The sequence below is a fragment of the Paenibacillus sp. FSL R5-0486 genome (assembly GCF_037975155.1).
Taxonomy (GTDB): Bacteria; Bacillota; Bacilli; order Paenibacillales; family Paenibacillaceae; genus Paenibacillus; species Paenibacillus amylolyticus.
This window is the reverse complement of sequence record NZ_CP150237.1, coordinates 2,388,863-2,402,107: the sequence shown is the minus strand read 5'-3', so window position 1 is coordinate 2,402,107 and position 13,245 is coordinate 2,388,863. Positions and strand designations below refer to the sequence as shown.

Here is a 13,245-nt window from a genome sequence, read left to right as displayed (position 1 = left end):
TAATTACTGTTTTTTTAGTTTATATACGATAACGATAACAACGACTTCACAGACGATACGTATTACGCTAGATTACACGTATGTCACGACATCTGATTCTTCAACAGTAGCAAGTGCTGTAAACGATTCCAACTTGCGACCTTTAAAATCAAACATGGTGAGGTTGCCCCAGTTATTCGGATGTCCGACGGACCATTCTTCTTTACTTGGTATCCAGGCAGGTTCCCAATAATAGAATCCGTGCCCCAAACCACCAGGAACTTCGCGAATAATCTGCAATAGATCCTTCAGATATTTGGTCTGTCCCTCTACACTTGCAGGGTATCCTGGTAACAACATATCTTCCTGATTCAAAATCCATTCAATGCCTTCCGGCTGCTCCAGCGTCCAGGGATAAGCGGTTTCAACTACATTGATAGGTTTGCCATAACGCTCAGCCAGATCATGAAGATTGTCACGTAACGCATCGAGTGTTCCATGCCACCAAGGGTAATACGAGAGACCAATGATATCAAACTCCACACCCAGTGCTTCAAAGCGATCGTAAAACTTGCGGCTCTCGGCGTTATCTCCACCACGATCAATATGTATCATAATCTGAATATCCGCGTCAACGGATTTGACCGCAGCAATTCCATACTTCACAAGGCCTGCAAAACGCTCCCACTGTTCATCCGTATCATGCTCTTCTCCACCGACACGTCCCTCATTCCATAACATGCCTGGTGTAATCTCGTTGCCCACCTGCACCATGTCCGGAAGCGCATCGTGTTCCTTCAACGTTCTCAGAACGTCAGCCGTATACATGCATACCGCACGTTGAAGCTCTTCATAGGACAGATTCTCCCATGCTTTCGGCTTCCATTGATTGGCTGGATCAGCCCAGCGATCAGAATAATGGAAATCAAGCAAAAATTTCAAGCCCTGTTCCTTGATCCGTTTGGCTACCTCCACCGTCCGCTCCAGATTGCAGAATCCACCAACAGGATCATTCCAGATTCGAAGTCGTATCGCGTTAGCGTCATTAATCTTCAGGATGGACAGCAAGTCTTGTTCCTTGCCATCCACATCACTATAACTCCCGCCATGCTGTTCGATTTCATCCATAAAGGACACATCCATTCCCAGAATGAATGTCTTTTCCGTCAAGTTGCTCACTGTATCAACCTCCATTAATTTGGGTACAGGCTCAGCCTTTAACTGAGCCCAACGTCATACCTTTAACAAAGAAACGTTGCAGGAAAGGATACACAATCAAGATTGGTGCACTTCCGATGAAGATCTGAGCTGCCCTTACCGTAGTTTGTGAGAGAGCTTCCATTTCTTTTGGATTCATGCTCATGCTACTCATATCACGTCCAATAATGACCGTTTGCATAAATGTAGCAAGTGGGTAATCCTTGGCGTTATTCATGTAGAGCAATCCATCAAACCAGGAATTCCAGTGGAACACCATACTGAACAATGCAATTGTTGCAATGGACGGCATCGAAATGGGAAGGAAGATACTGAACAATGTTCTGAAATGATTAGCTCCATCCATCAGCGCCGCTTCCTCCAGCTCTTTTGGAATACCGCGGAAGAAGTTCAGCATCAGAATGACAAGGAATGTGTTAACTGCTCCTGGGAGTACCAGTACCCAGAAGGAATCCATCAACCCGATCTTCTGGATAACCATATAGAATGGCACCAGTCCCCCGTTGAAAATCATACTGAATACAAAAATCCAGGAGTAGATCGTTCTGCCTTTGAATTCACTATTCTCTTTGGACAACGGATACGCCGCCAGGAACGTAATCAGCAAGGTAATAGCTGTACCGATCACTGTACGTAGAAGTGAAATCCAGAGTGAGTTCAAGAAAATTGGATTGTTCATCGTTTTTTTGTAAGCCTCAAGTGAAAATCCTACGGGCCAGAGATTGACCAGATTGGCGTCGGCAGCTGCCTTTGTACTAAAGGATACAGCCAGTACATGAACCATCGGTATGATACACATAATGGCGATCAAAATCAGAAAGCAGGTATTGACTATATTAAACACGCGATAAGGCAATGATTTATGATACATCGTGGTCCCTTCTTTCTCTGTTCATTCGTTTAGAATATGCGATATCCAGCGTATTTTTTGGCTAAGCTGTACGATACAAGAATCAAGATCATACTAATGACCGATTTAAATAATCCGATCGCGGTTGCAAAGCCCATCTCACCATTCTGCATTGCGGAACGATATACGAATGTATCAATGATGTCACCCGTTTGATATACGAGCGGGTTATACAAGTTGAATATCTGGTCAAATCCGGCATTCAGTACGTTACCAAGCGCCAGTGTCCCTACAACCATCAGCATCGGCACAAGCGAAGGGATTGTAATGTGCAGTGTCTGTTTCCAGCGTCCTGCTCCGTCAATTTCAGCTGCTTCGTACAATGCTGGATTAATTCCGGCAAGGGCAGCCAGAAAGACAATCATGTTATAGCCAAATTCTTTCCACACATCTGTCAGAATGACCGTAGATCGGAACCAACTGTTGTCTCCCAGGAAGAAATATGGCCCAAGTCCAAAGGTTCCCAGAACCCGGTTAACCAAGCCGCCTGTTGACAACAGATCTATCAAAATCCCGCCCAGAATGACCCAGGACAAGAAGTGAGGTAAATATACGAGTGTTTGAATCGTTCGCTGTATAGCCATCTTGCGAACCTCATTCAAAAGAATGGCAAAAACAAATGGAACAAATAAATTGAATATCAGTTTAAGTACAGCAATAATCAATGTGTTCCAGATGACCTGTAAGCTGTCTTCACGTTCAAACAAATATCTAAAGTTGTCCAGTCCAACCCATTCAGAACCGCTAATCCCAAGCCATGGCTTGTAGTTCTGGAATGCCATAACGATCCCGCCCATAGGCACATAACTGAAGATGATCAGAAAGATAATGGCTGGCAACAGCATAACGTGGAATGGCCAAGTGCGTTTCAAAGTTCTCATGATTGCTCCCCCTGTATTTCTTCCTACTCAAGTACTCCCTGAGTGGCTTATAATGCGATTATATCAACCTTTTACGGGGTCCAAACAGCACATAAAAGCAATATAAATGGCACAAATTCAACCACTTTGCCTCAGCTTGAATAAACAAAAAAAAGCGCACAGACGAGTACCGTCTGTGCGCAGTTAAAAACTATTTTTTCACACCGTCATACCATTCGTTGACCTCTTGAGTGATCTGGTCACCGCCACCGGATTTCCACGTTTGTACAAAAGTATCAAACGCATCCGCTGGATTTTTGCCGTAGATAATTTCGTTAAATGCTTGATTCTCGATTTTGTTCAGATAGTCCAGCTTCGATTTCATCGTCTGCGTTGTTGGACCTGTGAACATGTTTTTGAAGGAAATTTCTTCTTGGCTCAGCAATACTTTCGCAGCAGCAGGGGTTTCCTTACCATAGTTCACGGCAACATCTTTTTCAAGTTTGGTTTCAGGCTCTTTGCCATCTACCAGATTCATCAGAGCTTTCATCTGAGCGTCCGGAATACGAGCACCATCACGCACGAGCAAATAACGCACAACGTTTACATACCCGCCATCAATTTCTTCAATCGGCATTTGTTTACCATTTCCATCCAATTGATAGTCATAGCCTGCAAATAGACCATTATCATATTCACTTCCTGGTTGCGGATCTGCGTAATTATCATAAAGGTAGTTTTGGTAAGTAAAGAATGCTTCCGGATTTTTCATATCTTTCTTGATCAATGTTACACCATTAACAAAATGTGTACCATGACGCATCGCTTTGCCTTCAGGGCCAGTTGGAATTTCAATCGGTTTCCAAACCGCACCTGGGACATTTTTTACCGTATCCTTCAGCGGCCATCCACTCATCCAGTATGGACCCGGGATAATGCCGGCTGTGCCTGCAACTGCTGGCTCTGCCGTTTTGTTTTCATCCCACAACGCTGCTTCCTGCGGGATATAACCTTTTGTGAGCCATTCGCTCAATTTGGTCAAACCTGGCTTCATACCTGGATTGATAGAACCATACTCCAGCTTGCCATCCGCAGCCAGATTCCATTGTTGAGGTAAGGTGCCATATGCACCAAAGATCCAGGATACATCTCCCATCCATGTATTCATGGATGTTTTGAAACCAACGCTGAGCGGAGTGACTTTTTCAGGAGCCAAGCCGTCCGGGTTATTGTTTTTGAATGCTTCCATCACTGCTTCCAGTTCGTCGATGGTTTTTGGTGCCTTCATGTTCAGCTTGTCCAGCCAGTCCTGACGAATCCAGAGAAGGTAGTCATTGTTGTAGGCATAGTCCAGAACAGGGACACCCATTCTTTTGCCATCACGACTGTACGGGTTCCATACATTAGGGTCCTGCTCCATTGCTTTTTTCCATGTGTCGGAAGCGTATTTGTCGAACAGTGGTCCCACTTCCTGATACATACCGGAGTCAATTAAATCTTGAGCAACTAAATTATCCGGCTGCCCTATTGTCACAATATCCGGCATTTCTTGGCCGGAGGACATAGCGAGACGAAGCTTGGTCGCAAATGCACTGTTCGTATCTGTCACGGACCACAAGGATTTGATTTCAATTCCGAATTTGTCCTTGGCCCACTTGGTTGCCACGTTATTTTCCATGGATTCGCCATTTTTAAATTTCAGCTCAGGATCGATTCCCCATGCTGTAGTAATGGTAACTGCCGGATCATACTTTTCTTTGTATTCGTTTTGGGTTCCAGATGTACTTGGTGTTGCACTATCTCCGCCCCCACTGCCTCCTGAACATCCTGCAAGAACGACAGTTAGACTCAGCGTTGTAGCGAGAAGCGTCAAGAATCTCTTTTTCGTTGATTGCGCTCTCATGTTGTTCCCCCTTAAATCATTTTGGTTACCCTTTCATTATAGGCTGACCAGGCCTTTGAGCCTATGATACGAAATCAAGATTTCTGCACCTTTGCCAACCTATATTCTGGAATGTTGTTGAAATTATGCCTGATCCCGAAATTCATTTGGTGTCATACCATAATGTTTTTTGAACATTTTGCTGAAATATTGCGGATTTTGATAGCCAAGTTCACTCGTAATCTCGTATATTTTTTTGTTGCTATTCTTAAGCAGATATAGAGCACGTTCCATGCGCATACGAATCATGTAGTCCCCAAGACCTTCCCCAGTCTCTGCCTTGTAAATTTTCGATAGATATACGGGGTGTAAATATACCTTGTCCGCAATCATCTTCACTGACAGATCCTGTCCTGTATCTCTTGTCACCAGCTCCTGAACCTGCTTGATCACATGTCTGCGGCTCTGCACACCTTCCTGATCGGACAACTCTTCCTGAAGCTTCGCCAGCATCTCGGTAGCCCAACGCCGCAGCTTCTCGGGGGATTGAATCAACTGATGAGCAAGGAGCAGATCGAATCCCGCATGATCAATCTCATGCACCAGATGCCCCTGTTTATGGGCGATATACATAAATGCATTAGTTACCGACAGATACATCTCATACACATGTTCTCTGGACAATCGTACCTGTTCTGCCGCGTCAAAGACCGTGTTCAGCTTACGGGCTGCCGCTTCCCATTGCTTGGTCTCAAGCAATTGCGGAAGTACAGGCGGTTTGTACAGCTCTTCGATCGCCTGCGTTGCATCATTCTCCGGTCTTTTGCTGAGTGCCTGATCCATGTCCATATATATAATCTTGTGTTCTTCTGGTCCTGAAAGGACAAGCGAACCCAGACTTTTCCGATAAGCTGCTGTTAACTCATTAAAGGGAAATGACGGTGTAACTACCATGGACAGATCTCCCTGTAAATATCGAATGACATGCTCACGGAAAGTTTCAGCTGAGATTCTCAACGTCTCCAAGTCCATCTGCGGAGCTTCGATCTGATCTTGATTCTGCAAGAACATAACCAGACACTCATGGGGTCCCCGACCAAACCACACGTTAAATTGCTCTCCAAGTACTTCCTCTGCAATATTACCTACCGCAAAATCCATCAGATCCAGAGACTGCTGGTCCATCGATGAGAAGCGTCCTGTAAGGCGAATCAGCATCATTACAGCCGATTGTTCCGGATCGATATGAATCTCATATTGTTGCAGTTGTTCCCGAAGTGCCCGCGCCGTGATCTCACGCCCCAGCAACAGATCATGCATAAGATTTTCCCGTAAAATCTTATAGTCAGACTTCCGACTGTATAAAAGCCGGTGATATTTATCGAATTCATCCCACTCATCGCGAAGAGACGTGATAGCTGCTGACACCGATCCCATAAACTCATCATCGTTTACGGGCTTCAGGATATAATCCGTTGCCTGCAATTGAATGGCTTTTTTAGCATAATCAAAATCACTGTGACCCGTTAGTAAAATACAGCGGATATGAGACCAGCGCTTGCTTACCTCTGCAATGAGATCCAGTCCTGACATGCCAGGCATGCGAATATCGGTAACTACGATGTCTACTGCATTTTCCTCCATAATCTCCAACGCTTCCTTACCAGATGCGGCACGCAGCACGGTCGTTACTCCAAGCTCTCCCCAGGGGATCGTAAGTTCCAGACTTTCTGTTACGTATGTCTCATCATCTACCAGTAATATATCAATCAAGTGATTCACTCCCTATTTCGTTCATTCTGCAAATGGATTCCATCGTTCATCTTGCGCTACACATCCCAAGTGCTTATCCTTCATTCTCCAGAAGAAACTCCTGTTCGGCAGGCCATGACAGCGTAACGCGTAATCCACCAAGTTCCGATTCCGTTACATCCAGTCCTGCCTGCTCCCCATATCGAAGCTGGAGTCTCTGATTCACATTCCACAGGCCACAGCCCATCTCCTGATCCATCGTTCCCCTGAGCTTATTCAGAAGCGCCTCACGTGCCTCCTGCGTCATGCCTTGCCCATCATCTTCAACCACAAGAACCATGACACTGCCCTGTTTTTCCCCGGATACTCTTATTTCTCCTGCCTCCGCGTCCGCTTCGATACCGTGAATCACCGCATTCTCCACTAGTGGTTGCACGATGAGTGGCGGTACCTCCTGTCTTAACATCTCATCAGACAGATCAATCTTGTAATGAATGCGGTCCATACGCATCCGTTGGATCTCCAGATAACAGCTGACAAATTCAATTTCTTCTGTCAACGGTACCACGTCCCGCTCCTGTCTTGTCGTATACCGATAATATCGCGATAGATTATGTGACATCGCTACAACAGCGTCCATACGCTTGAGTTTCGCCATACTTGTAATGAAGGAGAAACAATTATAGAAAAAGTGCGGGTTAATCTGCGATTGCAGCTGCTTCAACCGAGCTTCACGTACATGAATCTGTTCCAGGTAAACGTGTTCAAATAACTGCTGGATCTGCTCCACCATCAAGTTGAAACGTTCGGACAGGAAACTGAATTCATTGCGGCCCTTTGGCTTAATCCTCACGGAATAATCCTCCTGCTTCAACCGCTGGAATCCGCGAATGAGTTGTTTCACTGGTACCTGCACCTGAACATAGAACAAATACGCCACACCAAAACTCATTAACAACAAACAAATCATGGAAGAATAGAACAGCATATTGGATTGATGAATGGGCTTCAGAATATCTGATAGCGGCATATAGTCCACCAAATACCAGCCTGTTGTACTGGATTTCACCGTGTTGACCATGTAAGGCTCGTTCCCGATCACTACTGTACGATTATCAACGTCCTGAAGTTTATGGATGGACAGTTCTTCCATCAACTGATTCGTTAATGAACGATCTGAAGTCCGGTTATAGATAACCCCCGTTTCTTCACGGAAATAGAAGGGGTCATGCCTGCCATCGTCCTTGAATTTGTCCAGCATATCCCGAATGTTATCACTATCAAACTCCAGTTTAATAATCGTTTCCGCATTATTAGCCGGGTCTTTAATACCGTATGGAGATACCGTAATCCAGCTAAACATGAACCGATCATCTTCCCCATCCTGAATTTTGCGTACATCCCAGCCGGAAATGATATTTTCCCTTAGCGCTTCTTTATCGTAAGAACGTGCGTCCCTTTCGGAAACCACCCTGCCCAGCGAAGGAGAATACAGATATAATTTCGTGGCCCAATTGGATGAGCTTTCCTGAATACTCAGCTTATTCTGAATACGTTTGACCAGGTTGATCGCATCCAGATCAAAGTAGTTACTGTCCGCATAGATTCGCCGGAAGCTGCCAATATCAGGATCATGTATGAGCAGATTAGGCCATGAGGATAACAGTTCGATGTGTGTGTTCACTTGATTTTGGAAAAATTCAAGCTGGTTACTATTCGATCGATTCAACTCATCTCTGAGAACAGCTGTTGTTTTGTGATTGGAGTACCAGTACAAAAGCACTACAGGAATCAGCATAATCAGAATAAGAATGACCATTTTGGAAAACAGGTTTGTCCGATATGACATTTTTTCATCTCACCTTGTCTTAATTTGTCGTGACATTAATTGTAATGATGTAAGCGCTAAAGACAAACTATTTTTTTGAGACAAACCGATTCATTATCTAGCGTAAGCGTTACCAATTCAAGGGGGAAGGAGATAAAACCAATATTTCTGCACTAAATGCAACTTCCACGCACAAAAAGAGCCAGCGATTAGCCAGCTCTCTATCTAATTTCAGTATATATCTTTAATCGTTCTATTCAACTCAAACCTTATTTCACTTCTGTTTATGTAATTATTCTTTTTTCTATAAAAATATCAACTATGGAATATCATAATCAAATACCGTATTCGCTCCATCCACGCCTACATCCAGCACAATATCCTTAAGTTTCCCATTGACGAACAGAGGGGATTCCGCTTTCCCGTAAAACTCCAACTTACCTGTAAACGTTCCATGGCGTTCAATCTCAACATGTACGGGCCTTAATTGGACAGACTGCAAGGCTTCCAATAGTGGATCGTCCTTAAACTTATAACTCCGTGCGAGATCAGGCAATAACACGGCGGATACGGAATCTCTGCCGTAATTTTTGAGTGTCAGGTCACAGGTTGCTCGGGTCTCACCCGTTTTCAGCACATTAAAGGTACAAGAGCTTGCATTCTGTACATAGGATACCGCATTAATGCCTGAAGCTCCCCACTTGGCTACATACATGAATTTATCCGTCATGTACGAATAACTGAGAACGATAGCGATAACTACGATCCATAACCCTTTTGCAAGACCGGGGAATGATTTCCCAATCTCTTTGCGAGTAAGGTAGAATCCACACGCAAATATCCCCAATCCGAGGAAAAGTGTGATATGAACTCCACTCAAGTAAGATGTAGTATACGGTGATATACCTATTGCTGACAGCATGGTATCTCCAACAGAAAAACCAAGATGATGGTTAAATGTAAAGATGATAGCAAATAGCAATAAAGCCCCTGAGAACACAAGTCTGGTTCTCGACACACGAACACCCCCTAATCAACCACCTTATTATATCATATTTTTCCTATTTATGATTAACAATCCAAATCAAAAAAACAACAATAAAAAGAACGTCTTCGGTTGTTCACCGAAAAACGTCCTCCATTTTCACCGCTGACAAGAGCTTGTAATAACACAGGTCTCTCTGTCATGGCTGACGATCATTTATTGCTTAGCCAAGAATGCATCAAGTTGTTCCTGTTTGGCTGCAATAATTTTATCGATTCCCGCTGCTTTCAATTTCTCCAGATATTTCGGAATCATCTCATTTGGATCAACTGCGCCCGATGTCATACCCGGCTTGAACTGTTTGTTCACGTTGTTGACCGCAGCAATTTCATTTTTGACAGATTGGCTGTTGAACGTAAAGCCCAGTGCTGGCGACTTCACACCTTTGGCGTTAAACTCTTTGAACTTCTCCCATTTCTGTGGATCTTCATTATCCCAGAGGAAGTTCAGGAATTGGTTACCCAGTTGCCATTGTGCACCTGGATTGTAGGTACGACTGTTGGCATCTACGCCATCAGGGAGAGCAATGATATTATCCTGTCCGTCTTTTTTCACATAATGTGTACCTTCAATTCCGAAGTTTAACAAGTTGTTAATTTCCTTGTCGGAATGCAGCAGGTTAATGACCTGCATCGCTTTCTCCGGTTGCTCGGAAGAACGGGAGATTGCAAGCATCGCTCCAGACGCATCACCCGTCGTGATTGTTGGCTGTGTCATCTCAATCTGAGTGAGTGGGAAACCCACATACCCTTCTTCTTCTTTATCCTTGCCTGGCTTCATGCCATCTGTCCAGAGAAACGCTTTGCCAGCCTTCGCCTGGTCTTTCGGGAACACATTAGAAGTAGCAGCATCACTGTTGATATATCCCGCTTGATACCACTTGCGAGCGAGTTCAGCCGCTTCTTTGAATTCTGGGGTCTCCACTTCATTCAGCACCGTTGTTCCGCCTGCTGTTTTGGAGATGACTCCAGGTACGGAAGCATCACCGAGATAATCCCAATCCAGATTCTCTAACAGCCCGTTACCGTTGGTATTGGACATATAGAATGGTGTAATGGCTGGCTCGTTTTCCTTGATTGTTTTGAGCAGGGGTTCCAGATCAGCCCAAGTTTTTACAGCTGTCAGGTCCAGCTTATACTTGTCAGCCAGATCTTTACGTACCAACACACCACGTGTGGCAGCGAGTTCCTTATTCGTAGGAACGCCGTAATTCACGCCGTCCACCTGGGAACCTTCCAGAAAGGCAGGGTCCAGGTTTTTCTTAATATCCTGACCATGTGCATCAAGCAGATCATTCAAGGGCAAGAATGCGCCTTTAGCTACATTCACCGTGTAGTTCTGCCAAGCTGCTGTGAATATAATGTCTGATTTTTCACCTGAAGAAATCATGAGATTCAGCTTGTTATCCCACTGTCCCCAGTCAATTGCATTGATCTTAAGTGTAGCCCCGATCTTTGGTTCCATCTTTTTGTTAATCTCGGCTTCCACCAGAGCGACATCCTTCTGTGGTGTCCCTGGGTAGAACAGTGTCACTTCATAGGGTTTGCCCCCACCTTCACTTGCTCCTCCGCCTTCTGCGCTAGGTGTTGTTGTTCCACCCTTGTCTGATGAGCAAGCAACCAGCACCAGGCTCAGCGCCATAACCGTTGCCATCATGCGTGACCATACCTTTAATGATCTAACCAATTGAACCCCTCCTGTCATGTGTTGAACCATACAACCGAATTCCCCAATTCACAATTAAACCGATAACTACTTCTGTATATGCCCTTTCAGTCCATCTTCATTTACCTTGCCCACTCCGCTAACCGGTTCAGAGTTATCCCTTCACAGCGCCAACCGTAAGACCTTTGATGAAATAACGCTGGAAGAACGGATATGCCAGTACAATTGGACCAATACCGACTACAGCCATCGCCATTTGCAGAGTTTTGTTAGGCAGATTCAGCAATCCACCCTGCGACGAAATCTGTGAAGAGACGTTGGAGTTGGTTGTTAAATATTGAATATCGAGCAGCGTCCGGTACATAAGGTACTGAAGGCTGATCGTCCGGTTATCTGATATAAAAATCATGCTAAGGTACCAGTCATTCCAGTAATTCAATGTACTGAACAACGCGACGGTTGCCATTACGGGAAGTGAGAGCGGAAGCACGATACGTGCAAACGTTCTCAATTCTCCCGCACCATCAATCCGAGCCGATTCCAGAATAGACACCGGAATGGAGTTCGCGAAGAATGTACGCATGACCAGTACAAAGAATGGGGATAGCAGTAGCGGCATAATGAGTGCCAGTAGGGAGTTTTTCAGATCCAATACGTTGACATAGACCAGGTACCAAGGTACCAGACCCCCATTGAACAACATTGTGAAGAAGATGAAAAAGGCGAACCAGCCCCGGTAAGGCAGATCTCTCCGTGAGAGCGGATACGCATACAATGCGGTCAGCGCAACACTTGTAATGGTACCTACAACGGTAACGATAAAGGATATACCATACGAGTGAATGATCTGATCCATATCTCTGAACAGAAACTCATAAGCCGTCAGGCTGAATTTCTCTGGAATAAGCTTATATCCATTGGCAATTACTGTTGTCTCGTCCGAAAATGAGATGGCGAAGACAAGCAGGATCGGCACGATACAGGCAATGGCATAGAATAGAAACATCGCATGAATAACGGATGCGGAACGCTTCGATACGGCTAGTGGATCACGTGATTTCACAGCTGACTTGCCTCCTCTCAAAATAATGCATTATCTTTATCTATTCGCCTTACGATGGTATTGGATACAAGAACCAGCACAAATCCAACGATTGCTTGGTATAGACCAGCTGCTGATGACATCCCGATATCTCCACCGATAAGGAACGTACGATATACGTAGGTATCCAGTACATTCGTTACAGGGAACAGCGCTCCCGATTCCAATGGAACCTGATAGAACAGACTGAAGTCTGCATAGAATATACGGCCAATTTGCAATAACGTCATAATGACGATTAATGGGACGAGAAACGGAATGGTGATGAAGCGTATCTGATGCCATTTGGTTGCGCCATCGAGCACAGCTGCTTCATAATATTCTTCATCGATACCCACGACAGCTGCCAGATAAATGACGGCATAATATCCAATATTTTTCCATGTGTTCACCAGTGGCAAAATATACGGCCAATACTTCGGCTCTGAATACCAGTCGATCGGCTGACCGCCGAACATCTGCAGAACCGTTGAGTTCATGAAGCCTGAATCCTTGCCCAGGAAAGCCAGTACCAGATAACTGACCACAATCATGGACAAGAAATACGGTAATAACATAAGTGATTGATATAACTTGGACATTGCCTTGTTCTTCACTTCATTGAGCAGAATAGCAAGCCCGACACCTACTAAGAGATTCAGTGCAATGAACACCGTGTTATACGCGAGTGTATTTCGGGTAATTTCCCATGCATCACTGGTTGAGAACAAATATTTAAAATTGTCCCATCCACTCCATGGGCTACCCCAAATACCATCAGCATAGTTTACATTTTTGAATGCGATCAGAACGCCGAACATCGGCATATAGTTGTTCACCAGTAGAAACAGGACACCTGGCAAGAACATGAGATACAGCACCTTGAATTTGCCAAGATTGTGCCACACAGACTTGCGCTTTCGGACTGTTTCTCCCGGTATTTCCGATATCCGTACTCCCTTACCCGCCTGGGGTTGTGTCTTCATAACTTGTTCTCCCTCACTCCTCTTGAATTCTTCCTCAGG

Annotated in this window: 10 protein-coding genes; all 10 read right to left on the bottom strand. The window is 44.8% G+C overall.

What is annotated here, in order from left to right; genetic code table 11:
- Window positions 1-72: 72 nt before the first annotated feature.
- On the bottom strand, window positions 73-1,158 hold the full coding sequence (locus MKY01_RS10870; RefSeq protein ID WP_082219046.1) for an arabinogalactan endo-1,4-beta-galactosidase: 1,086 nt from the start codon (window positions 1,156-1,158) through the stop codon (window positions 73-75).
- 31 nt (window positions 1,159-1,189) lie between these two features.
- Window positions 1,190-2,068, bottom strand: a complete 879-nt coding sequence (locus MKY01_RS10865; protein WP_091032085.1) for a carbohydrate ABC transporter permease — start codon at window positions 2,066-2,068, stop codon at window positions 1,190-1,192.
- Between the two features lie 29 nt (window positions 2,069-2,097).
- Window positions 2,098-2,988: an ABC transporter permease subunit gene (locus MKY01_RS10860; protein WP_076326911.1), complete on the bottom strand. Its 891-nt coding sequence runs from the start codon at window positions 2,986-2,988 to the stop codon at window positions 2,098-2,100.
- A 190-nt stretch (window positions 2,989-3,178) separates the two neighbouring features.
- Window positions 3,179-4,870: an extracellular solute-binding protein gene (locus MKY01_RS10855; RefSeq protein WP_127543872.1), complete on the bottom strand. Its 1,692-nt coding sequence runs from the start codon at window positions 4,868-4,870 to the stop codon at window positions 3,179-3,181.
- Window positions 4,871-4,993: 123 nt separating this feature from the next.
- The gene (locus MKY01_RS10850; RefSeq protein ID WP_127543874.1) at window positions 4,994-6,622 is read right to left on the bottom strand and encodes a response regulator; all 1,629 of its coding nucleotides are present in this window, start codon (window positions 6,620-6,622) and stop codon (window positions 4,994-4,996) included.
- 73 nt (window positions 6,623-6,695) lie between these two features.
- Complete coding sequence (locus tag MKY01_RS10845; protein WP_127543876.1) at window positions 6,696-8,450, bottom strand: sensor histidine kinase; 1,755 nt, start codon at window positions 8,448-8,450, stop codon at window positions 6,696-6,698.
- Window positions 8,451-8,748: 298 nt separating this feature from the next.
- Window positions 8,749-9,447: a hypothetical protein gene (locus MKY01_RS10840; RefSeq protein ID WP_127543878.1), complete on the bottom strand. Its 699-nt coding sequence runs from the start codon at window positions 9,445-9,447 to the stop codon at window positions 8,749-8,751.
- A gap of 183 nt (window positions 9,448-9,630) precedes the next feature.
- Window positions 9,631-11,160, bottom strand: coding sequence for an ABC transporter substrate-binding protein (locus MKY01_RS10835; protein ID WP_127543880.1), 1,530 nt, complete (start codon window positions 11,158-11,160; stop codon window positions 9,631-9,633).
- A 133-nt stretch (window positions 11,161-11,293) separates the two neighbouring features.
- The gene (locus tag MKY01_RS10830) at window positions 11,294-12,202 is read right to left on the bottom strand and encodes a carbohydrate ABC transporter permease (protein ID WP_017689303.1); all 909 of its coding nucleotides are present in this window, start codon (window positions 12,200-12,202) and stop codon (window positions 11,294-11,296) included.
- Between the two features lie 17 nt (window positions 12,203-12,219).
- Window positions 12,220-13,206: an ABC transporter permease subunit gene (locus tag MKY01_RS10825; RefSeq protein WP_036670214.1), complete on the bottom strand. Its 987-nt coding sequence runs from the start codon at window positions 13,204-13,206 to the stop codon at window positions 12,220-12,222.
- Window positions 13,207-13,245 lie beyond the last annotated feature (39 nt).

What these genes read in the sequence shown, in the direction of transcription:
- MKY01_RS10860 (WP_076326911.1), bottom strand. Translation starts at nt 2,988, where the DNA reads ATGAGAACTTTGAAACGCACTTGGCCATTCCACGTTATGCTGTTGCCA.
- MKY01_RS10865 (WP_091032085.1), bottom strand. Translation starts at nt 2,068, where the DNA reads ATGTATCATAAATCATTGCCTTATCGCGTGTTTAATATAGTCAATACC.
- MKY01_RS10845 (WP_127543876.1), bottom strand. Translation starts at nt 8,450, where the DNA reads ATGTCATATCGGACAAACCTGTTTTCCAAAATGGTCATTCTTATTCTG.
- MKY01_RS10855 (WP_127543872.1), bottom strand. Translation starts at nt 4,870, where the DNA reads ATGAGAGCGCAATCAACGAAAAAGAGATTCTTGACGCTTCTCGCTACA.
- MKY01_RS10825 (WP_036670214.1), bottom strand. Translation starts at nt 13,206, where the DNA reads ATGAAGACACAACCCCAGGCGGGTAAGGGAGTACGGATATCGGAAATA.